Origin of the sequence: Methylotenera versatilis 79 (assembly GCF_000384375.1) — a bacterium.
Taxonomy (GTDB): domain Bacteria; phylum Pseudomonadota; class Gammaproteobacteria; order Burkholderiales; family Methylophilaceae; genus Methylotenera_A; species Methylotenera_A versatilis_B.
On the sequence record NZ_ARVX01000001.1, the window covers coordinates 103,216 to 124,976 of the forward strand.

Below are 21,761 nucleotides of genomic sequence, written 5' to 3' on the forward strand. Positions count from 1 at the left end.
GGTTTTATGTGCTTTTTTGTAATGATTTTTTATTTAAATAGCGACATAAAAATTTATGCCGTGTGTTTAAAGTGTTGTCTGTTAAAGAGTTAACACCAAAATACTGCTTAAAAAAAGCCAGTTTGTTGCTTGCCCTTAAATTAATCGCTCGATAATGTAACGTGATTAAATCAGCAAATCGAAACCACGCGATAAAAGCCGTGATACGTGATTTTTCAAAATCAATGGCAGCCACTTCAAAATTATTTTCTTCAAAACCAGCACCATTTTCCTTAATAAACAAATGCTTAAGGTAAAGAGAGCGATGCTGAACACCCGCTTGGTGCAGTTTTCGCACCGCATTTGCCAATGCGCGCATCAGCATTCTTTGTTGATTAATGCTGATATTGGCGTGATTTTTTAGCCAATCATCTGCCGCCATAAATCCTGTTAACGCTTCGGTCAGCAATATCGCTTTGTCTTGCTGATTACCGAAAAAAACCAACTTTGGCGTGGACACATTGCGTTTGCCTAAATATTCTAAAATCTCAAATTCGCGTACAAAAGTAGGTTCACCCACAAACGGATGTCGCCACGTACGGCGCATGTGTGCTTGTTGCCGCTTAAGATAAAACCCTTGCAACTTGCCACTCGCATCAGTCAGTTCAATATAATTGACACCACTCCAGCCGCCACGCTCACGGTTTGGCGGCTCAAACCAATCACCTTCATAGCGCCACAACTGCTCAAAGCTAGCTAATTGATGCTGCTGCAACAATGGCTGATATTGGGGAGAAATAGTGCTTTGCAAAAAATATCCTTTAAACTGTCATCTTTAAACTAACATGCGCCGCCATCAAACTGCTGCGCTATAAATGGTAAAGCTGATACTTAACACTTAAAAATGCTCAATTTTATTTTTAACACTATTTTGAATGCTGTTTTTAAATTTTTCGGTATTTTATCACTACCGAGTTTACACCGCTTGGGCGTCGTGCTTGGTTGGTTAATCTATTGGTGCATGCCAAAATCGTCAATCACCATTAAAAACAATATTAAAACCAGTGGGTTAGCTAAAGGTGCACAGCAATTTAAGCAAATTTTAAATGCAAATATTGGGGAATCTGGCAAAGCTGTATTTGAAACGATTGGTATTTGGCAGAAAAAAGAAACGGACATTCTGGGTTTAGTCAGACAAGTGCATGGCTGGCAAACTGTTAAAGATGCCTTGCAACTGGGTAAAGGGATTATCTTTTTAACGCCGCATTTAGGTTGTTTTGAAATAACGTCCATTTATTATGGCTCAAAACATCCCATCACCGTATTGTATCGCCCACCGAAATTGCAACTATTGCACAACTTTATATTGCAAGGCCGCACCCGCAAAGGCGTCACATTGGCAGAAGCAAGCGCAAGCGGCGTACGAAAGCTGATGCAAGCATTGAAACGCAATGAAGCAATTGGCATTTTGCCCGACCAAATACCTGCTGCGGGCGAAGGTGAATGGGCAGATTTTTTCGGGAAACAGGCTTATACGATGACTCTAGCCAGCAAACTAGCAGAAAAAACTGGCGCGACGGTGATTATGGCATTTGGTGAGCGACTAGCAAATGGCACTGGCTTTGATATTCACATTACCCGCTTGGAATCGATTGCCACGACAACATTACTAAATAATGCGATTGAGCAACAAATCGCGCTAAACCCAGCACAATATTTATGGCGTTATGACCGCTATAAACAAAGGCGGCATGCGATGGAAAAACGGGAAGCGCCCGCAACTACTGCAGAATTGAAATCAAAATCCACAAAAAATCCTAGCGAATAGCTGACTTTTCTTTTTGCAAACGTTGCTGAAATTTCTGGCTATTAAATTTGGTTAACAAAGCCTGCGAACGCGACTCCACTTGCGCCCAAAAATCTGGGCTTTGCGGTAAGTAATGTTGCTTGAATATTGCTAAATCATTGGTACTTAACCCGTATTGCATGGCAGAAAAATAAAGCCCTGCGATATCTTTCATCACCGCGTTGCCATTGCTTGGCTGGTCTTTTAACATGCGATGCAAATCGATTAAGTGTAGATTTTTGATGCTTGAATCTTTAAAGTTTAAGTCATGTTTCTTCAAAACAAAGTGGCATAAATAAAAATCACGATGGCAAAGCTCTGCGCCATGTAATTTGCTCGCTAACTCAGCAACTGCTTGCATCAATGCTTGCTTAAAACTATCTGAATATGCAGACCAATCCGCGCTAAGTTCTTCCAAACTGACAATATCACCAAGATCTTCTGTCATCACAAAAGACTGCATTGTCGCGGGATTACAACCCTGCTGACCATAAGCCACCAGCGGCGTGGTTGGTATGCCAATTGCGTTAAGTTTTTGAATGGCGTTTACTTCTGTCATCGCACCCAGAATAGGCTTTTTAAAGGCAATTAGATTCTTAAAAATCTCAGCCCAGCCCACGCCAAAATGCTGCTTAATAAAATAACTTTTTCCACCTAATGTAACTTGTATGGTTTTACGGCCGCGTACATCACGAAAAGCTTTGCCAGGCATTTGTATCAACGCGTTAAACACATCAGCACTAAGATGTTTTTTAATTTCTTCAGGCACCACTAAATGATTATTCATGCGACTTCTCTTTTTCGTACAAAGCCTGTTTTTGCTCAGCTATTTTTTTGCCTGCAAGCGCAATTAAAATCCCAGCTTCTGCACTGCCATCATTGGCTTGCATAATTTGCTGCACATAAGCTAAACCGTTTTGCGACCACTTTGCTTTTTGCTCTGTTTGTATCATCTGCAAAAACTGTTGATTAAATTCATCTTGGTTAAAAGGTGAAGTCGATACGATTCCTGCATCAGCATCCGCTACATGATGCGCATAACCACAACTGGCCGTCACCAGCATTGGCGCGCCACTCGCCATGCCTTCCAATATCACCAAACCAGTATTTTCGCGATAAGCGGGGTGAATGCACACATCGGCGCCCTGCATTAATTGTGGCGTATCGGGCCGGCCTTTTGATATCACCACATGATTTTGAACGTCCAGATTTTTTGCCATTTTTAGAAATTGCTTGGGATTATCTTGCCCTACTGCGACCAATTTTGTATTCGCACGCATCGCATCAGGCAATGCAGCAAGCGCCAGAATCGCCCGATCCAAGCCTTTCATCGCAAAGCCAGAACCTGTTAATAAGAACACAAAGTCATGCGGTGCAAAACCGAAAGCATCGCGTAAATGCGCGCGCATTTTAGCTTTATCTTGCAACACAAATCGCTGTGGCGATAAAAACGGTGGAATATAGTGAAAGCGCTCACTTTGTGTGCCATACCAATGCTGAAAATGCGGCTTTTCTGTCAGAGAAACTGCTAATATTTGCGTGTTAAGTTCTGCTGAAAACACGGCTTTTTCACATGCAGCAAACCATTTAAAACGTGGCAATAGGCGATATAAGAAATGACGCTGCTTGTGCGCACGCTCTATAAAACAAGGGTCTGCAGCAAAATGCGCATCCAAACCCGCCATGCGGTTGTAGCCAAACACATAATCAAAATGATTGTCTTTTATTTGCGTAAAAGTCACCTGTATAAATTGCTGATAACGCTGATAATTAAACCAAGCTTTTTGTGGCAATTCATGCACCTTGATATTGGCAGGTGCGTCGCCCTGCCAACTCATGGTAAAAATCTCTACCGCATGTCCGCGTTTAACCAGTTCATTGGCGGTGCGCAGCATATCGCGCTGCATGCCGCCAAACGGAAAGTATTTAAAAATAATAAAAGCAAACTTCATGAGGTAATGAGCGGTTTTTCAATGCATGAAAAAGTTGATTGTATGCGAAAATGCTCAAAATAATGCCTAAAAATTATATTTAGACTCATGAAAATTCTCATTGTTAAAACCTCTTCGCTGGGCGATGTGATTCATTGCCTGCCTGTCATCAACGATATTCATGCCGCTTTTCCAAACGCGCAGATTGACTGGATAGTGGAAGAAAGTTTTGCTGACATTCCACGCCTGCATCCAGCCATTAACCAAGTGTACACCGTTGCATTCAGGCGTTGGCGTAAGCACTTACTTAACACTCAAACCTGGTCAGAAATCAAACAATTCAAGCAGTTAATCGCTAGTAATCAATATGATGCGGTGATTGATACGCAAGGTTTATTCAAAAGCGCGTTCATTACGTGGCTGACAAATGGCGTCAAACATGGCTACGATAAACAATCGATTCGCGAAGCTATTGCTAGTCATTTTTACGATAAAACTTATGCTATTTCTTATCAGCAACATGCCGTCAGCAGAAATCGTACATTGGCGGCGTTAAGTTTAGGTTATACCGCGCCGACGAATGCGCCTGATTACGGCATACAAGCTAAGGTTGATTTAAATGCAATTCCCAGCAAACCTTTTTTGATCGCGCTGCATGGCACTAGCCGCGATAGCAAACTGTGGCCAACTGAGCATTGGATTAACCTTGGAAAAGCCTTAAAAAACCAGCAACTCAATATGATGCTACCTTGGTCGAACGCTGCTGAATTGGCGCGTGCCGAAGAGATTGCACAGAGTTTGGAGAATGCGGTCGTATTACCAAAATCAAACATAGCAGAATTAGCATCAACAATCAGCCAAGCAAAAGCCGCCATTGGCGTAGATACAGGTTTATCGCATTTGTCGGCGGCACTGAATATTCCAACTATCGCTATTTACACTGACACTAACCCAGCGCTAACTGGCGTTGTAGGTAGTCGTGCGCCAGTCGTTAATCTGGGCAATATTGGCGAAATACCTAGTGTTGATAGTGTTTTGACGCATCTCAGTCAAATTCAAACGCCCTCTCAAATAACTTAACACTCAATTTAACTCAAAAAATTGCGCAAATTTTGCGCTGGCACACTTGAAATAAAACCGCTTATCCCCACGTTCAAAACAGTGTTATTAATGAATGGGGAAACACATGCAAGAAGATAAACAAGCAGATTTAGATAATTCACAATCAGAAACGCCAATTGAAGAAACTAGCGTGCAAACAGCTGAAGAGCGCATTGCCGAATTAGAAGCGGCGTTAGAAGAAGCGAAAGCCAGTGTTTTATACACTAAAGCTGAAGGTGAAAATATTCGCCGTCGTGCCAATGATGATATTGATAAGGCGCGCAAATTTGCGCTGGAAAAATTCAGTGGCGAATTATTAGCCGTAAAAGATAGTTTAGATGCAGCAGTGCTGATTGAAGCGGCTGATGTGCAGTCTTATAAAGATGGTATTCAAATCACCATTAAACAATTGGCGGCGGTATTTGAAAAATTCCATATCGCAGAAGTCAATCCAGTCGGTGAGAAATTCGATCCGAATAAACACCAAGCGATTTCGATGCTGGAAAACAGTGGCGAACCAAATACGGTAACTAGCGTATTGCAAAAAGGCTACACCTTGAACGAACGCGTATTAAGACCTGCGTTGGTCATGGTTGCAAAGTAAGCCATTTAAATAGAATAGCCACAAGTCTTTTAAGGCTATTGAAAAGCAAAAAATTCACCCAATATTACTGTTAAGTTGTTCAACAAAAGTTTGAACGCATAACTCAATTTATAGTTATTTAGAAAGATAAGGAATAAGCAACATGGGCAAAATTATTGGTATTGATTTAGGTACAACAAACTCTTGCGTCGCTGTGATGGAAGGCGGCAAGCCACGCGTGATTGAAAACTCAGAAGGTACGCGCACAACGCCTTCAATCATCGCCTACCAAGAAGATGGCGAAATCTTAGCCGGCGCGCCAGCTAAACGCCAAGCGGTGACTAACCCGAAAAATACGCTGTATGCAGTTAAGCGTTTAATTGGTCGTCGCTTTGAAGAAAAAGAAGTGCAAAAAGACATCAAATTGATGCCTTACACGATTGCAAAAGCGGATAACGGCGATGCATGGGTTGAAGTGCGCGGCGTGAAAATGGCACCACCGCAAATTTCTGCTGAAGTATTACGTAAAATGAAAAAAACAGCGGAAGACTATCTGGGCGAAGAAGTGACTGAGGCAGTGATTACTGTGCCAGCTTACTTTAACGATAGCCAACGCCAAGCGACTAAAGATGCTGGCCGTATTGCTGGTTTAGATGTGAAACGTATCATCAATGAGCCAACTGCAGCTGCGTTAGCCTTTGGTTTAGACAAACAAGAAGGTGATCGCAAGATTGCGGTGTATGACTTGGGTGGCGGTACATTCGACGTTTCAATCATTGAAATTTCAAGCATTGATGGCGAACATCAATTTGAAGTCTTGAGTACCAACGGCGATACTTTCCTAGGTGGTGAAGACTTTGATAACCGTTTAATCGACTTTTTGGCTGATGAGTTCAAAAAAGAAAACGGCGGTTTAGATTTACGCAATGACCTATTGGCAAAACAACGTTTGAAAGAAGCGGCTGAAAAAGCAAAAATCGAGCTTTCTGGCGCAACACAAACTGAAGTGAACTTGCCGTATATCACAGCCGATGCGACTGGCCCGAAACACTTAGTGGTGAAAATCACACGTGCTAAGTTAGAGTCATTAGTTGAAGACTTGATCGAACGCACAATGGCACCATGCCGCACTGCGATTAAAGATGCTGGCGTTTCAATTGACGATATCACTGACGTGATTTTAGTTGGCGGTCAAAGCCGTATGCCTAAAGTGCAAGAGAAAGTAAAAGAGATTTTCGGCAAAGAACCACGTAAAGACGTGAACCCTGATGAAGCAGTTGCAGTAGGTGCAGCGATTCAAGGTGGCGTGTTGAAAGGTGACGTTAAAGATGTGTTGTTATTAGACGTTACACCATTGTCATTAGGTATTGAAACACTCGGCGGCGTGATGACTAAGGTTATCAAGAAAAATACGACGATTCCAACTAAGGCATCGCAAACGTTTTCAACCGCTGATGACAACCAAAATGCAGTGACGATTCAAGTGTTGCAAGGTGAGCGTGAAATGGCTTCTGCCAATAAATCGCTTGGCCAATTTAATTTGTCAGACATTCCACCAGCACCACGTGGCATGCCGCAAATTGAAGTAACTTTTGATATTGATGCGAACGGTATTTTGCACGTTTCTGCTAAAGACAAAGCCACTGGTAAAGAAAATAAAATCACCATTAAAGCAAACTCTGGTTTGTCTGAAGCTGAAATTCAGCAAATGGAAGAAGATGCAATTAAATACGCGGATGAAGATAAGAAATATCGCGAATTGGTTGATGCACGTAATGCAGCCGATGGCATGGTTCACTCAGTGAAAAAATCATTGAGCGAGCATGGCGATAAGTTGGATGAAGCGGAAAAAACAGCGATTGAAACGGCATTGAAAGATGTTGAAGATGTGTTGCAATCTGACGACAAAGACGTGATTGAAGCGAAAACCAATGCATTGACCGAAGCAGCGCAAAAACTGGGTGAAAAAGTGTATGCAGAAGAGCAAGCAAAAGCGAATACCGCCAATGCACAACCAAGCCCAGAAGGCGAAAAAACGGTTGATGCCGAAGTGATGGACGCTGAGTTTGAAGAAGTGAAAAAAGACTAAGTTTTTTAGTTAAGTAATCGATAATCGTTAGCGTCCTAAAATGATGCTAACGATTTTTCGTTATTAACTATTCATTAAAAAATAACTGACGATTCACAATAGATTAGATAAATATCAAACCATGGCAACCAAAAAAGATTACTACGAAGTATTAGGCGTTAACAAAGATGCCAGCGATGAAGAAATTAAAAAGTCTTATCGCAAACTAGCGATGAAATATCATCCAGATCGCAACCCTGATAATCCAAAAGCAGAAGAGCAATTTAAAGAGGCGAAAGAAGCCTATGAAACGCTGAGTGACGACCAAAAACGTGCGGCTTATGATCAATATGGTCATGCGGCTTTTGAGCATGGTGGTGGCGCATCTGGATTTGGTGGTGCAGGTTTTGGTGATGCATTTGGCGATATTTTTGGTGATATTTTTGGCGGTGCGCGCCAAGGCGGCGGTCAGCGTAACAATGTGTACCGCGGTGCAGACTTGCGTTACAACATGGAAATTTCGTTAGAAGATGCGGCAAAAGGGACTGAAACCAAGATTCGCATTCCTGTGCAAGCGGCGTGTGAAACCTGCAAAGGCACAGGCGCTAAAGCGGGCAAATCACCAGTTACGTGCTCCACTTGTGCTGGTCATGGCCAAGTGCGCATGCAGCAAGGCTTTTTTTCTGTTCAGCAAACTTGTCCAAAATGTCATGGAAGCGGCAAAATCATTAAAGAAGAAGACAAATGCGGCACTTGTCATGGTGCTGGTCGTCAAAAAATCAATAAAACCTTATCAGTTAAAATCCCCGCTGGCGTGGATGAAGGCGATCGTATTCGTTTAACAGGCGAAGGCGAAGCTGGTGTAAACGGCGGCCCAACGGGTGATTTGTACGTCGTTGTGCATTTAAAACAACATGAGATATTCCAACGCGATGGCGGCAATTTACATTGCGAAATGCCGATTAGTTTCAGCACCGCAGCCATTGGTGGCGAGATTGAAGTGCCTACTTTAGGCGGTTCTGCCAAAATGAAAATCCCAGCAGAAACGCAAACTGGCGGCGTTTTCAGGCTTAAAGGCAAAGGCATTAAACCGTTACGCCAATCTGATTATGGCGATTTAATGGTGCATGTTGTAGTTGAAACACCCGTTAAATTAACGGAAAAACAAAAAGATTTATTACGCGAGTTTGAAATCAGCACGCAAGCAGATTCTGGTAAACATAGCCCACGAAATAAAAGCTGGATGGATAAAGTAAAAGATTTTTTTGAATAGTTTAAAATCTTCAGCGAAACTAGTCATTATTTAGTATATTTTAAAAGCCTGCGATTGCAGGTTTTTAATTTTCAATTTGTAACATTTCATTTACGTTAATTATTCATCGATTACATTTTCGTTACACGCGCGTCATTAAACCGACATATCTCTTTGATATTATTCATTTAACTTAATTAAATGGAGATAATGCAATGAAAAGAGAATTAGTAAAAAGTGTTTTATTGGGCGGCTTGGTATTAACAAGTTTGGCATTAGGATCTTTTAAAGCAAATGCTTCAGGCTTTAATCAAAATGCCGCAAACGATGGCAAAGTAATGTCTGAGATTAAATTTCAAGATATATTGCAACACACATCACCTAATCAATTGGCGAGTAATTTTGGTAAGCCAGATGAAATTGTGATGATGAAAAATTCAGCGGGTGATATTGCTGGTGTTATTTGGGTTTACCACGATGCAGTTTTAAAGACGCATGGCATGATGGATGCAAGGTTTGTATTGGTTGATGGTCACATGAAATACGTGACGTTAACTGATGCGGTTTAACACTATTTAATCCCCATTTAATTAATTTACTTGTTGTTAACAGCTTAGCTGTTAACGTAGAATTTGCCCGCACATGCGGGCATTTTTATTTGATTGAAGTATTACTTCAATTTGACCGCATCAATCATGCTCTGCATCAATAGTTAACCAATAAAATGTATCAATTTTTTGTGCAAAACCAATTCTGGCTTCTCATCAATTGCACAACTAGATAAAAAACAAAGCGCAAGATATACTGCAAATGCTTTTCTGTGGAAAAGCACGCATCTCAATTTGTTTTTAAGCCTTCTATGAATTTATATCCTGTCACCATTATTGAAAATTTTTACGAAAACCCTGATGCAGTGCGGCAATTCGCGTTGAGTCAAAAGTATCAATTTCGGCGTGATTTAAAAGATGCCAAGTACGTGTTTCCTGGTTGTCGCACTAAAGACTTATCGATTATCAACAAACCTTTATTTGAAAAAGTCTGCAGTAAAATCGTCTCTGTATTTCACAATTCTGAACACGATTATATGCGCTGGACGATTACCACTAGCTTTCAAAGCGTTTCAGCAGAGTTTGACCGTGGCGTGATTCACACAGACAGTAATACGGTTTTTGCGGCTGTGTTGTATTTGTCGCCGGATGCGCCACTGGATTCTGGCACCTCATTATTCAAACCCAACAAAAATTTTGATGCAGTGAAATATGAGCAAGCATTGAAAGATAATGACAAGCGGTTTGACGCCGGTCAGATCGCGATGGATACCAGTTATCACAATATGTTTGATGAGATCGTGCGCGTGAACAATATGTATAACACGCTGATTTTATATGAAGGCCGCCATTACCATGCGGCGAACCAGTTTTTTGGCAAAACCTTAAAAGATTCGCGCTTGGCACAGGTGTTTTTTGTGAGCAAGATTGATGCGCAAAAACACAATGTGTTTCCATTGAATCGAACTAGCGCGATTAACGTATAAAAATTATCAATTTAAACATCTTACTTTAGATTGTTTAATATGGCCGTTAACTCTTCACGCACATCATTAAAGTCGGCATATGTTCTTGCATTAGTGCAATTCATTGAAGTGCGCGCATACCAATAATAGCTATTGCCCACATCACCTTCTATCTTGTGCAATACTGCATGTAGCCAATTGGCGGTCGCATCAGAATAATCTTGCGTAATATGATGCGCAGCTTCCCAATCGCCATCTAAAGCGGCTTGCACTGCGACTCTTAATTGTTGCTTATTGTCAGTCATATTTTTATCAATATTGACCTAATTCATTCGCTATCTGGGATATTCAATACTGCCTTTTTGAATAAACTCAATCTTGTATCCGTCAGGGTCTTCAATAAAAGCAATCACAATCGTGCCGTGTTTCATTGGCCCTGCTTCACGAATCACGCTTCCGCCAGCGGCTTTCACCTGTTCACAGGCTTTATAAGCATCATCCACTTCAAGTGCCAAGTGACCATAAGCGCCGCCCATTTCGTAGCTGGTTTTGCCATAGTTATAAGTAAGCTCAAGCACGCTGTTGTCGTACTCATTACCATAGCCGACAAATGCCAGCGTAAATTCGCCATCGGGATAATCTTGTTGGCGTATCAGTTTCATTCCTAACACTTTTGTATAGAAATTAACCGACTGTTCTAAGTTGCCAACACGTAACATCGTATGCAAAATTCTCATTTCAAACTCTCCTTGAGCTTTATAGATTCATTATTTTTAAACAATTTATTTTTAAGAACAGTTATTCTTAGGCTGTTTTTAATTGCGTCAATTGATAATACTTATTCAACAACTGCTCTTGTGTTTCAACCATGTCTGGATTTAGCGGAATGCAATTCACTGGACACACCGCTACGCATTGCGGCTGATCAAAATGCCCTACACATTCTGTGCACAAATTAGGATTGATTTCGTAGATTTCCTGACCTTGATAAATTGCCTCATTCGGACATTCAGGCTCACAAACATCGCAATTAATGCATTCATCTGTTATAAAAAGTGCCATAGATTATGCTCATTTAAACTTCTGCATTTGTTAAATTTTGGTCAGTTTTCAGTTTTTGCAAAATGGCCTCTTCAACCGTTGATGAAACAAACTGATGCACATCGCCTCCCAATTTGGCGACTTCGCGCACAAGACTGCTGGATACAAACATATATTGTTCTGCAGGCGTCAAAAACAAGGTTTCTAACTTTGGGTAAAGCTTGCGATTCATGCCGGCTAATTGAAACTCATATTCAAAATCGCTGGCAGCGCGTAAGCCGCGAATCACCATTTGCGCGCCTTGATCTTGCACAAACTGCATTAACAAACCACTGAATCCAACCACTTTAATATTACTGGATTTTTTAAAGCCACTTTGTGCAAGCGCGACACGCTCCTCTAAGGTGAATAAGGTGCTTTTATTGGTGCTACCCGCAACGGCAACAATCAATTCATCAAATAAATTAGCGGCACGATGCACGATATCTTCATGACCTAAAGTGATTGGATCAAATGTTCCCGGATAGACAGCAATGCGTTTTTTGCTCATGGATAACCTTAAATCAATGCAACATATTAAGAAGTTGAAACCGATTTTAGCAAATGATAGTACACGTTGCCCGCTTTATTTTGCTTAATGACTTGCCAAGTATCGCTGGATAGCACTTCAAATTCTGCTTCTATGTACACAATACCATCTGCGGCAAGGTGTTGATTTAATAGTGGAAGTAATTTGTTAAGCCAATCTTTGTTATAAGGCGGGTCGCAAAAAATAATATCCATCTTTTGCGTCGGCTGACTTAGAAAATTTAAAGCATCAACTTGATGTATCTGGCAATTTTGCGCATTTAACAAGGTTTGATTTTGCAAAAGCGATTTATAAGCTGCCGTTGAGCTTTCTACCATCACCACACTTTTAGCATTGCGCGATAACGCTTCGAACCCAAACGCGCCTGTTCCCGCGAACAAATCTAAGCAAGTTTTACCTGTTAAGTCTTGCCCTAGCCAATTAAAAACCGTTTGCCGAACGCGTTCAGGCGTGGGCCGCAAACCTTCTACATCGGGGAATTTGAGCAAGCGGCTACGCCAAACGCCAGCATTGATGCGGATTTGGTTACTGACAGTTTTGATGCTGGATTTAGTGTTAAGTTTAGATTTTGACAAGGTTTTGTATCAATACTGAGTAGCAGCAAAACCGTATTTTAACGCGTTATGACAGAATTTTTATCAACTTGAGTAAGCCTTAAATTTCAGATCTGACTCAAGTTGATACTATTTGACTGCGTCACTATTGTCCGCCAACAATCACCGATACAAAGTGGTCTGGCTTGATACGGCGTTTGAACGCATCTTTAATTTGCGCAGTGGTCACTTTTTCAATTTCTTTATTAAAGTCTTCTAGGTACGTCAACGGCAATTTGTAAAATCCAATCACACTTAAGTAATCTAATATCTTACTATTGCTATCAAGGCGCATCGGAAAGCCGCCAATGATATTCGATTTAGCCGCTTTCAGTTCTTTCTCAGTCACACCATTTTGGATGAATTTGGTCACCGTTTCGTTCACTACTTTAAGCGCGTCGTTGGCTTGTTCTCTCTTAGTTTGTAAACCGATTTGAAAAGGACCTAACTCGCCCATTGGCATAAAATAGCTGTAAACGCTGTAAACCAAACCACGTTTTTCACGCACTTCTTCGGTCAAGCGTGAGACAAATCCACCACCGCCCAGAATGTAGTTGCCCACATATAATGGAAAGTAATCTGCATCGCCGCGCTTAACACCTGGATAACCTAACAAAATGTGAGATTGGCTGGCTGGATGGTTAATTGTTTGATTGTTGGCTGCAGTTGGTAAAGTCACTTGTGCGATTTTTTCTACCGCTGCGCCTTGTGGCAAACCTTTAGATACATTTTCAGCTATCTCACGCGCCTGTGCTTCTGTCATATCGCCTATCAGCGCGATTGTGGCGCTTTTTGCAGTGTAATATTGCTGATAAAAACTGGTTAAGTCATCGCGTTTCATCGCTTGAATCGTATCGATTTCACCGCTTTCATCCAAACTGTAAGGGTGCGCGCCATATAAAGCCTGCATAAACGCTTTGTTTGAAATGCTTTCAGGTTGCGTTGCGGCTTCTTGTAAACCAGCAACGATACGTGTTTTTTCGCGTTCTAAAATCGCTTGAGGGAAATCAGGCTTGTGCAAAATCTTATTAAAAACAGTCAGCGCTTTAGCTTGCTCACTGGTTAATGTACGCAATTTAAATGCTGCTCTATCCAAATCTAACTCACCACCCAAAATAGCACCGATGTCTGCAAACTGATTGGTAATCGCTTCTTCAGTCAAACCGTCAGCGCCCAGCGTCATCATATATTTGGTCACACCAGCAACGCCAGAAGTGGCTTTGCTATCGTGCGAACTACCCGCAGGAAAATTCACACTTATATCAATAATCGGCAAATCATGATTTTCGACAAAATATACATCGCTACCAGAAGTTGTTTGCCAATGATTAATCTTAACGGCAGCGTTAGCACTTAACGCTAAAAAAGTCACAAAAAAAACGATTAAATATTGCATTGTTTTCATTCTAAAACCTTAAATGGATTTTTGTTTTCAAAATTATTTATTATTAAAAATGCAAAGCTTTAAGTCAGACTAGGCGTGCGATATCGACGTGTACATTAGGTACACGAGAGATTGCACAACGACGTATGACGACAAGGTTTGCATTTTTTACTAGTGGATGTGGGGTTTGCCGACTGGCTTAGCATTCGGATCAATAGGCTGCGGGTCTAGCGTTGCAATCGTCATATTGTCTTTAACCAGATATTTTTTTGCCACAGCTTGAATTTGCTCTGATGTAATCGCTTTCAGACGCTCGGGATACTCTTTCAGTAAGCGCCAACTGTAACCCATGGTTTCAAGTTGACCGATTTGCATGCCCTGGTAAAACATCGAATCACGCTGATAAATATCTGCCGCAATCACTGCTGCTTTAACACGATCCAACTCTTGCTGTGTGACGCCATTGCTTTTAATCAATTCGATTTGTGCCACTAAAGCTGCCTCTAGTTCCGCTACGGTTTTGCCTTCTGCTGGCGTGCCAACCAATTCAAACAAGGCTTCGCGGCCGCGAGAGGTTGTGTCATAACCAGTCCCAACATCAACAGCAATAGAAGTTTCACGCACTAGTTTCTGATTTAATCGAGCAGAATCATTACCACTTAATACGCCAGATAAGACATCTAAAGCATACGGTTCCCAAGCTTGTTCTGCTGTCGTCGGTTTTGATTCTGTTGATGAATGTAAAGTTGGCGCATGAAAGCCCATCATCAAATATGGTAATTTACCTGGCGCTTTCACCACCACGCGACGCTCGCCGATTTGGGCTGGCTCCGTCTGTGGTTTTCTAGCTGGCAATACTTTAGGCTTTATCGCACCAAAATATTGTTTTGCTAATTTTAAGACGTCTTGTGTTTTCACATCGCCCACCACAACCAAAGTCGCATTATTGGGTGCATACCAAGTGTTGTACCATTCACGCGCATCGGCGGCAGTCATATTCTCTAAATCGTTCATCCAGCCAACAACTGGCCTTGCATAAGGGTGTGCATTAAAACTGGTGGATTGAAACTGCTCGTTCACTTTTGATTGTGGCTTATCTTCTGTGCGCCAGCGACGTTCTTCCATTACCACTTTGATTTCTTTAGCAAATTCTTCATCTGTGATGACCAAATTGGTCATGCGATCTGACTCCAACTTAAAAGAAAGTGGCAAATGCGATTTTTCTAGTTGCTGATAATAACAAGTGTAATCTGTACCAGTGAATGCGTTTTCCTTACCGCCTGCAGCTGCTACTATGCGTGAGAATTGCCCTGCTGGCACCCGTTTTGTGCCTTTGAACATCATGTGTTCCAGCACATGCGCCACACCAGTTTTACCATTTACTTCATCTAAACTGCCTGCGCGATACCACACTTGTGACACCACTACTGGCGCGCGATGGTCTTCTTGCACGATTACTTTCATGCCGTTACTCAATTTGAATTCTTGAATCTCAGCTTGCGCATACGATGATATAAGCAAGGGGCTTAATGCCAATAATAGTAAGACTAATCTCGAATTTGTTTTTTTTATCGCTTTTTTTATAGGTGTTCGCACAAAAAATCTTTCTTAAAAATCAATAAATGAGTAGGCGCTTGCAAATAACTAATTGAATGTAACTAGTTAATGTAAATAGAGAATGACACGCCCAATAATGACATAGCTTAAATAAATTTAGTTCCTGCTTGCCACTAATGGCACGTTGCCGATTTTACGACTAAAATGATCATTAATAGTTATTTAAAGTGTGCCATGTTTAATATTTTTAAGAAAAAACCTCAGCCTGATAGCAACGATTTAAAAGAACAGGCTGTTAATCAACCCAATAATGAAGCAAGTTTTCCGGCAGAGATAATACCCCCAAGTGCAACGCCTGTTATCGCACAGCCAACTGATGTAGTGCCGAAAGAGGCAGAGCAAAAAAAAGTAACAGAAAAAATAGAGTTAAGTTTTACTGAGCGCTTAAAACAAAGTCTATCTAAAACGCGCCAGCAGCTTGGTGGTCAGCTAAATAGCTTATTCGGTGGCGGAAAAATCGATGCAGAAACTTATGAAGAGTTAGAAACAATTCTGCTGACATCCGACATTGGCGTAGCCGCTACCCAGCGGTTACTGGATAATTTAAAAAAACGCGTCAAACGTGAAAATCTACAAGATACCACAGCGCTTAAACAAGCATTAAAGATTGAATTATTGGCAGTATTAACGCCGTTAGAAATACCTTTGCAAACCAATCTGCAGAAGCCATTTGTAATTATGTTGGCAGGCGTAAATGGTGCGGGCAAAACAACTACCATTGGCAAACTGGCCAAACTATTTCAAGCACAAGGCAAAAGTGTTCTAATTGCCGCAGGTGATACTTTCAGAGCCGCCGCGCGTGAGCAATTGCAGATATGGGGCGAGCGTAATAATGTGCATGTGATTGCCAGTGAAGGTGGCGATGCGGCAGCGGTTATATTTGATGCGGTGAACTCAGCCATTGCAAGAAAAATAGATATTGTGATTGCTGATACGGCAGGACGTTTGCCGACACAAATGCATTTAATGGATGAAATTAAAAAAGTACAGCGCGTGATTGATAAAGCTTACCCTGGCGCGCCGCATGAGATTTTGTTAGTCATCGATTCCAACACCGGCCAAAATGCCGTTAGCCAAGTGAAAGCGTTTGATGATGCGCTAGGTGTGACTGGTCTGGTATTAAGCAAGTTAGACGGAACCGCCAAAGGCGGCGTGATTGCGGCGATTGCAGAAGCGAGGCCAATTCCAGTGCGCTTTATTGGCATCGGCGAAGCGATTGACGATTTACGTCCGTTTAACGCGCAAGCTTTTGTAGAGGCACTGTTTGATTAAGTTGACCATTTGATTAATCGTTTAGTTAACACTATTTAATCACTTAAAAATTATTATTCAGGCGATATACTATTTTCATCATGCAGTTCAATTCGGTTTCAAATAAAATCTATCTATGATTACTTTCGACAACGTCACCAAACGCTATCCTGGCAGCATCGATGCAATTAGCAACGTAAGCTTTAGTATCGAGCAAGGTGAGCTTGTTTACGTCACTGGCCATTCTGGCGCGGGCAAAAGCACATTGCTTAAATTAATGGCCGCGATTGAGCGCCCAACCAACGGCACGGTATTGATTAACAATCAAAACGTGAGCAAATTAAAAGAAGCCACTTTGCCGTTTATACGCCGCAAATTTGGCTTAATTTTTCAGGATCATAAATTACTTTATGACCGCAATTGCTTTCAAAATGTCGCATTGCCATTGGCTATTAACGGCATTACAGGGCAAGAAGCCGCTAAACGCATTCGTGCGGCGTTGGATAAAGTGGGACTTCTAGGTCGTGAAAAATCTATGCCGATTACATTATCTGGCGGTGAGCAGCAACGTTTGGCGATTGCACGCGCCGTCGTGAGCAAACCCGCTATTTTGATTGCAGATGAACCAACTGGTAATTTGGATAAAAATTATGCGGCGGACATTTTGACACTTTTCAAAGCATTTCAACAAGTTGGTGTCACTGTTATCATCGCTACGCACGATGCGCTTGGGCGCGCAGATGTCGAAAATCAATCGCCCAACGAAAAAATGGAATCTCAAACTATCTCGCATGAAAATACACAACCGGAAAGTAAAGTGTTGCATCTGAATCATGGCAAATTGACTAGCACAAATATTTCAGAGGTCATCGTATGAAAATTTGGCTGACACATCATGCGCAGGCTTTACGCTTAGTCTTATCACGTTTTAAAAAAAACAAGCTCAGCACCCTGTTGATTTGCTTAAGTATTGGCGTAACACTTGCGTTGCCAAGCGTCGCTTATATTGTTTTAGACAACTTAAATGGCTTGGTCAGTAGCGTTAAGAGTGAATCGAAAATCAGCGTTTTTTTGACGGAAAAGCATGATAAAGCACTTGTTACAAGCATTGAAAAAACGCTCAAACAAAATCCAGCGATTCAACAAGTGACCTATGTTTCAAAAGAAGATGCGCTTGAACAGTTAGCTGCAATTGATGCGAATAAATCAATACTGGATTCTTTACAAGGCAATCCGCTGCCAGATGCATTTTTTATAGAGCCGAAACTACTGGAAGCTAATTCAATCGACGCGCTGAAAAATGACTTGAGCAAATTAGAGGGCGTAGAAACTGTATTAGTCGATGGCACTTGGATAAAACGTCTAAATTCCATGCTGCTTTTGGGCAAAAAAATCTTAATTATTTTGGCGAGTTTATTAGGTTTTGCGTTAGTTGCGGTAATTGGTAACACCATCCGCATGCAAATCTTAACGCAAAGCGCAGAAATAGAACTAAGCCAGCTTATTGGTGCAACCAAGAGTTTTATCCGCAGGCCATTTTTGTATGTTGGTGGTTTATATGGCTTTGGCGGCGGCGTATTAGCATTGCTGATTACATGGTTGATGATACTATTTTTGAATCAAACCATCCAAACCATCGCCAATAGTTACCAGTCAGATTTCAATCTACACTTTTTATCATTTGATGAATTTTTGGTTATTTTAATAATTTCAATCGCGCTTGGCTGGTTATCCGCCTATTTTTCACTAACCAGTTCAGCTAAAAAAACTTAGATTTATCAACTATAAATTTCAAAACCTTAATCTTCCCAAACGATTAACTAACCCGTTCAGCAACAATTCGAGCGCCCATTAAAATTTGAACTACGGGAATATAAATCAATAACTTAAAAACTATTTACTAGTTATGAGGAAAATATTCACACACCTCATTGAGTGATTTGTTAAATTCCGCATAAAGCAACTTTAAATTTTCTGAATGTCTAGTTTGCGCATCACCCTCTATTTGCTCTGCAATTATTCCAAGTCGGCCCATCCCTAAATTCAATGCGACTCCCTTAACTTGATGACCAAGCGCCTGTACTTCAAGAAAATTGTTTCTTTTAATTGCGCTATCTAAGGCGCTATTTATAGGCTGCATACTAATTATAAATTGATGCGCTATTGTATTGATTTTGTGTTTATCATTTCCGAACAAGGCCGCCAATCGTTGTATATCCACAACTTTAGTAGAGTCTACGTTATCGCTCCCCGAGCATATATATTTCCTGCTGGACACCGGAGGTAGCCATTTCAATAAAATACTACTTAACTCACTGATTAAAATGGGCTTCGATAAGTAATCATCCATTCCAGCATTAAGACAAATTTCTTTATCGCCCAGCATTGCATTCGCCGTCATGGCAATAATCGGTATATGTATGCCCGTTGATAATTCGACATTGCGGATATAAGCGGTTGCCTGATAGCCGTCCATTATTGGCATATGGCAATCCATTAATATCAAATCAAAATTCGTATTCCTATAATAGTCAAATGCTTGGTGACCATCGATAGCCACCGTGACGGAACAACCTAATTTATCAAGTTGTTTTAACGCGACTTTCCTATTGAACTCATTATCGTCTACCAACAATATATGACCAGACATCGACGTCTGGTTGCTATTGTTCATCGTAGTGACTTTTCTGCGTTCTGCACCTACTTTAACTTGTTTTTTCCGTCGATCAAATATCGATATTATCGTATTGAAAAAAGTCGATTGTTTCAAAAGCGATAACTTCAATGTATATATATTGTCACTTTCCAGCGCATCTACAAGATCGAAATCCCTCATAACCAATATTTTTAAATCTTGGTTATCAGCTTTTAACTTATTGATGACCAAAGGCTCTATTTTTTGACCGATTAAAATTGCTAACTTATATTTAGAATCTATCTGAGCATTTCCATTTAATAACTCTTGGATATCACATATAGTAGGCTTGAGATTCCAACTATATAAATAACGCGCTAATGTATTCTTTTCATGGCAATCAGCTGCCAAAATCAAAATTTCATGTCCAGCAATAAAGGAACAACATTGAAGTTGTGTTTTTGCCTCCCCTACTGGAAAGCCAATGCTGAAACTAAATTTTGATCCTTGATTAAGTTCGCTTTCAACTTCAATAATGCCATGCAAAGCTTCCACCAAGCGCTTGGTAATAGACAACCCCAACCCTGTACCGCCGTATTTTCGTGTGATTGATCCATCAGCTTGAGAAAAAGGTTTAAATAAATTTGCACGGGTATTTTGATCAAACCCAATCCCTGTATCTTCAATCACAAAACCTACATTATATAAATCGTTAACATTATTTTGATGAATGACATTTAAAGTGACGGTCCCTACTTCGGTAAATTTAATTGCATTTCCCAGCAGGTTAATAAGAATTTGACGCACCCTTCCCGCATCCCCGATAAGGGTTGTCGGAAGACTAGGGTCTATGAAATAAGTAAAGATCAGATTTTTTTCCTGAGCCCGATGTGCTAGTAAATCTATACAACTTTCAACCAAAGCAATGATTGAGAATTCTTTTTTTACAATCTGAAGCATGCCGGCTTCAATTTTAGAAAAATCTAGAATGTCATTAATAATATCTAAAAGTGCGTTTGAAGAATCCTTAATAGTGTTCACATAATCAATTTGTTCATCATTTAAAGGCGTTTCAGCAAGCAAATCAATCATGCCGATCACACCATTCATTGGCGTCCTAATTTCGTGACTCATCGTCGATAAAAACTCGGACTTTATTTTGACCGCATTTTCAGCAAGTTGCTTTGCGCCTCTTAATTCCGTTACATCGTAAAACCAGCCAATTGAAGCACTTTCACCTTCATAGTCCATGTTCATGTAAGTCGCTGATAACCATGCATTGGGCTGGCTATCTCTTTTAAATTCAACCAGTAAATTTTTAATGACTTCACCTTCATCCAATCGATTTTTAACCTCCACATAAACTTCTGGGTTTTGATAATACGAAAGAGGATTTTTACCTAAAACTTCATTAAAATTTAAAGAGAATAACTCTGCATAACTATGGTTGGCAAAAAGTATTTTGTCAGTTTTTCTAGAAACGATTCTCACGCTAATTGGGCTACTTTCTAATAATGCCCTCATTTTAGAAGCATGATTCAAAAGATTTTTTTTGGTACTAATTTCTTTTTCAATGTTACGAAAAGTAATTACGGCGCCAATGATTTCATCTCCCTCTTTTCTAGGTGATGATAAAACGGAGACTGGTAGTTTTGTTCCTGCTCGAGTAGTAAAAGTCTCTTCAGTATGTACAGCCAAATTACTCTTTTGAACAGCTTCGGCAGGGATGTCTCGAAAATCGCCAGAAAAAGTATGGGGTAAAAGTTCAGGCAGGATGAAATCGTGGATGTTTTTACCCATCAACTCGTGTTGTTCCCATCCCAAAATACGTTCTGCTTCAGCATTCATAAATACCAACAAACCATTTTTGTCTAGCGCATACATGCCCTCACTCATGGAATTGGTGATGCTTAATACAAGCTGCCGATTTTCAGTTAAGCCCGTATTAGCCTTTTTCTTGTCCTTAACAACCTTGAGGATTTTTATACCAATAACTAATAAAGAAATGAAGGTAAATAGAACCGCAATTAGAAGAAAAACAACTGGTGATGCAAATAAAAACATTAAGCTTCCTAAATGAAAGTGCCGTTCGATAATAAGACTTAGTCCAATTGATGTTGGAGCTTAAAAAATCAAATATCGTCGTATTGCTTAATAATGTTTATTGCAAAAACTATACCTAAGTAAATATTTAATTTACATCATATAAGCATATGTTTTTTATTACTTATATAAATAATCATAGACAAATACATGTCGAGCACGTCGTGAGTTCGTCGAGGCTGTTAGGATTACATCACTTTTACATTTGATGTACTTAATGGTGAGGTTGAGAACGTTTAAACAAAAAATCACGCTAATGCGTGATTATGAGTAAA

The 21,761-nt window shown here is 40.6% G+C and carries 21 protein-coding genes; 10 read left to right on the forward strand and 11 right to left on the reverse strand.

Features of this window, described 5'->3' with window-relative positions; translation table 11 throughout:
- Window positions 1–4 precede the first annotated feature (4 nt).
- Window positions 5–790: a lipopolysaccharide kinase InaA family protein gene (locus tag METVE_RS0100520; RefSeq protein WP_020166487.1), complete on the reverse strand. Its 786-nt coding sequence runs from the start codon at window positions 788–790 to the stop codon at window positions 5–7.
- A gap of 93 nt (window positions 791–883) precedes the next feature.
- Here METVE_RS0100520 and METVE_RS0100525 point away from each other — a divergent pair, with 93 nt between their 5' ends.
- The gene (locus METVE_RS0100525; RefSeq protein WP_020166488.1) at window positions 884–1,807 is read left to right on the forward strand and encodes a lysophospholipid acyltransferase family protein; all 924 of its coding nucleotides are present in this window, start codon (window positions 884–886) and stop codon (window positions 1,805–1,807) included.
- On the opposite strand, the gene rfaP is transcribed toward METVE_RS0100525, so the two are convergent.
- Both rfaP and METVE_RS0100535 read right to left on the reverse strand, forming a co-directional pair.
- Complete coding sequence (gene rfaP / locus METVE_RS0100530) at window positions 1,797–2,612, reverse strand: lipopolysaccharide core heptose(I) kinase RfaP (protein WP_020166489.1); 816 nt, start codon at window positions 2,610–2,612, stop codon at window positions 1,797–1,799. The two genes, METVE_RS0100525 and rfaP, sit on opposite strands and share 11 nt — an antisense overlap.
- A complete protein-coding gene (locus tag METVE_RS0100535; protein WP_020166490.1) occupies window positions 2,605–3,777 on the reverse strand; it encodes a glycosyltransferase family 4 protein in 1,173 nt (390 codons plus the stop codon). The genes rfaP and METVE_RS0100535 overlap by 8 nt, the downstream gene beginning before the upstream one ends.
- Before the next feature lie 87 nt (window positions 3,778–3,864).
- On the opposite strand from METVE_RS0100535, the gene waaC reads away from it, so the two are divergent.
- The 6 genes from waaC to METVE_RS0100565 all read left to right on the forward strand — a co-directional run bounded on the left by waaC (window position 3,865) and on the right by METVE_RS0100565 (window position 10,294).
- Entirely contained in the window at window positions 3,865–4,836 is a 972-nt protein-coding gene (gene waaC / locus METVE_RS0100540; protein ID WP_020166491.1) for a lipopolysaccharide heptosyltransferase I, read from the forward strand.
- Window positions 4,837–4,942: 106 nt separating this feature from the next.
- The gene (gene grpE, locus METVE_RS0100545) at window positions 4,943–5,461 is read left to right on the forward strand and encodes a nucleotide exchange factor GrpE (RefSeq protein WP_020166492.1); all 519 of its coding nucleotides are present in this window, start codon (window positions 4,943–4,945) and stop codon (window positions 5,459–5,461) included.
- Window positions 5,462–5,603: 142 nt separating this feature from the next.
- Window positions 5,604–7,529, forward strand: coding sequence for a molecular chaperone DnaK (dnaK, locus tag METVE_RS0100550; protein WP_020166493.1), 1,926 nt, complete (start codon window positions 5,604–5,606; stop codon window positions 7,527–7,529).
- A gap of 121 nt (window positions 7,530–7,650) precedes the next feature.
- On the forward strand, window positions 7,651–8,781 hold the full coding sequence (gene dnaJ, locus METVE_RS0100555) for a molecular chaperone DnaJ (protein ID WP_020166494.1): 1,131 nt from the start codon (window positions 7,651–7,653) through the stop codon (window positions 8,779–8,781).
- A 194-nt stretch (window positions 8,782–8,975) separates the two neighbouring features.
- Window positions 8,976–9,329, forward strand: a complete 354-nt coding sequence (locus tag METVE_RS0100560) for a hypothetical protein (RefSeq protein WP_020166495.1) — start codon at window positions 8,976–8,978, stop codon at window positions 9,327–9,329.
- Between the two features lie 290 nt (window positions 9,330–9,619).
- Window positions 9,620–10,294, forward strand: coding sequence for a DUF6445 family protein (locus METVE_RS0100565; RefSeq protein ID WP_020166496.1), 675 nt, complete (start codon window positions 9,620–9,622; stop codon window positions 10,292–10,294).
- Window positions 10,295–10,314: 20 nt separating this feature from the next.
- Here the strand turns inward: METVE_RS0100565 and METVE_RS0100570 are convergent, their stop codons facing one another.
- From METVE_RS0100570 to METVE_RS0100600, 7 genes are all read right to left on the reverse strand, one after another.
- Entirely contained in the window at window positions 10,315–10,578 is a 264-nt protein-coding gene (locus METVE_RS0100570) for a hypothetical protein (RefSeq protein ID WP_020166497.1), read from the reverse strand.
- Between the two features lie 30 nt (window positions 10,579–10,608).
- Window positions 10,609–11,010, reverse strand: a complete 402-nt coding sequence (gloA, locus tag METVE_RS0100575) for a lactoylglutathione lyase (RefSeq protein WP_020166498.1) — start codon at window positions 11,008–11,010, stop codon at window positions 10,609–10,611.
- A gap of 67 nt (window positions 11,011–11,077) precedes the next feature.
- A complete protein-coding gene (locus METVE_RS0100580) occupies window positions 11,078–11,335 on the reverse strand; it encodes a YfhL family 4Fe-4S dicluster ferredoxin (RefSeq protein ID WP_020166499.1) in 258 nt (85 codons plus the stop codon).
- Window positions 11,336–11,348: 13 nt separating this feature from the next.
- Window positions 11,349–11,864, reverse strand: a complete 516-nt coding sequence (coaD, locus tag METVE_RS0100585; protein ID WP_020166500.1) for a pantetheine-phosphate adenylyltransferase — start codon at window positions 11,862–11,864, stop codon at window positions 11,349–11,351.
- 26 nt (window positions 11,865–11,890) lie between these two features.
- Window positions 11,891–12,478, reverse strand: a complete 588-nt coding sequence (gene rsmD, locus METVE_RS0100590) for a 16S rRNA (guanine(966)-N(2))-methyltransferase RsmD (protein ID WP_020166501.1) — start codon at window positions 12,476–12,478, stop codon at window positions 11,891–11,893.
- A gap of 124 nt (window positions 12,479–12,602) precedes the next feature.
- Window positions 12,603–13,901 (reverse strand): M16 family metallopeptidase, encoded by a 1,299-nt coding sequence (locus tag METVE_RS0100595; protein WP_020166502.1) that lies wholly within the window; start codon window positions 13,899–13,901, stop codon window positions 12,603–12,605.
- A gap of 150 nt (window positions 13,902–14,051) precedes the next feature.
- Entirely contained in the window at window positions 14,052–15,476 is a 1,425-nt protein-coding gene (locus METVE_RS0100600) for a M16 family metallopeptidase (protein WP_020166503.1), read from the reverse strand.
- Between the two features lie 195 nt (window positions 15,477–15,671).
- Between METVE_RS0100600 and ftsY the strand changes: the two genes are divergently transcribed.
- From ftsY to ftsX, 3 genes are all read left to right on the forward strand, one after another.
- On the forward strand, window positions 15,672–16,769 hold the full coding sequence (gene ftsY, locus METVE_RS0100605) for a signal recognition particle-docking protein FtsY (protein ID WP_020184141.1): 1,098 nt from the start codon (window positions 15,672–15,674) through the stop codon (window positions 16,767–16,769).
- 115 nt (window positions 16,770–16,884) lie between these two features.
- A complete protein-coding gene (ftsE, locus tag METVE_RS0100610) occupies window positions 16,885–17,625 on the forward strand; it encodes a cell division ATP-binding protein FtsE (protein ID WP_020166505.1) in 741 nt (246 codons plus the stop codon).
- A complete protein-coding gene (gene ftsX / locus METVE_RS0100615) occupies window positions 17,622–18,521 on the forward strand; it encodes a permease-like cell division protein FtsX (protein WP_020166506.1) in 900 nt (299 codons plus the stop codon). The genes ftsE and ftsX overlap by 4 nt, the downstream gene beginning before the upstream one ends.
- A gap of 127 nt (window positions 18,522–18,648) precedes the next feature.
- Here the strand turns inward: ftsX and METVE_RS0100620 are convergent, their stop codons facing one another.
- Window positions 18,649–21,447, reverse strand: a complete 2,799-nt coding sequence (locus METVE_RS0100620) for a response regulator (protein WP_020166507.1) — start codon at window positions 21,445–21,447, stop codon at window positions 18,649–18,651.
- Window positions 21,448–21,761 lie beyond the last annotated feature (314 nt).

Coding starts and splice junctions, on each gene's coding strand:
- ftsE (WP_020166505.1), top strand. CDS start 16,885: ATGATTACTTTCGACAACGTCACCAAACGCTATCCTGGCAGCATCGAT.
- METVE_RS0100535 (WP_020166490.1), bottom strand. CDS start 3,777: ATGAAGTTTGCTTTTATTATTTTTAAATACTTTCCGTTTGGCGGCATG.
- METVE_RS0100565 (WP_020166496.1), top strand. CDS start 9,620: ATGAATTTATATCCTGTCACCATTATTGAAAATTTTTACGAAAACCCT.
- dnaK (WP_020166493.1), top strand. CDS start 5,604: ATGGGCAAAATTATTGGTATTGATTTAGGTACAACAAACTCTTGCGTC.
- coaD (WP_020166500.1), bottom strand. CDS start 11,864: ATGAGCAAAAAACGCATTGCTGTCTATCCGGGAACATTTGATCCAATC.
- METVE_RS0100525 (WP_020166488.1), top strand. CDS start 884: ATGCTCAATTTTATTTTTAACACTATTTTGAATGCTGTTTTTAAATTT.
- METVE_RS0100560 (WP_020166495.1), top strand. CDS start 8,976: ATGAAAAGAGAATTAGTAAAAAGTGTTTTATTGGGCGGCTTGGTATTA.
- METVE_RS0100580 (WP_020166499.1), bottom strand. CDS start 11,335: ATGGCACTTTTTATAACAGATGAATGCATTAATTGCGATGTTTGTGAG.
- gloA (WP_020166498.1), bottom strand. CDS start 11,010: ATGAGAATTTTGCATACGATGTTACGTGTTGGCAACTTAGAACAGTCG.
- ftsY (WP_020184141.1), top strand. CDS start 15,672: ATGTTTAATATTTTTAAGAAAAAACCTCAGCCTGATAGCAACGATTTA.
- METVE_RS0100620 (WP_020166507.1), bottom strand. CDS start 21,447: ATGTTTTTATTTGCATCACCAGTTGTTTTTCTTCTAATTGCGGTTCTA.
- METVE_RS0100595 (WP_020166502.1), bottom strand. CDS start 13,901: ATGAAAACAATGCAATATTTAATCGTTTTTTTTGTGACTTTTTTAGCG.
- ftsX (WP_020166506.1), top strand. CDS start 17,622: ATGAAAATTTGGCTGACACATCATGCGCAGGCTTTACGCTTAGTCTTA.
- rfaP (WP_020166489.1), bottom strand. CDS start 2,612: ATGAATAATCATTTAGTGGTGCCTGAAGAAATTAAAAAACATCTTAGT.
- grpE (WP_020166492.1), top strand. CDS start 4,943: ATGCAAGAAGATAAACAAGCAGATTTAGATAATTCACAATCAGAAACG.
- waaC (WP_020166491.1), top strand. CDS start 3,865: ATGAAAATTCTCATTGTTAAAACCTCTTCGCTGGGCGATGTGATTCAT.
- METVE_RS0100570 (WP_020166497.1), bottom strand. CDS start 10,578: ATGACTGACAATAAGCAACAATTAAGAGTCGCAGTGCAAGCCGCTTTA.
- dnaJ (WP_020166494.1), top strand. CDS start 7,651: ATGGCAACCAAAAAAGATTACTACGAAGTATTAGGCGTTAACAAAGAT.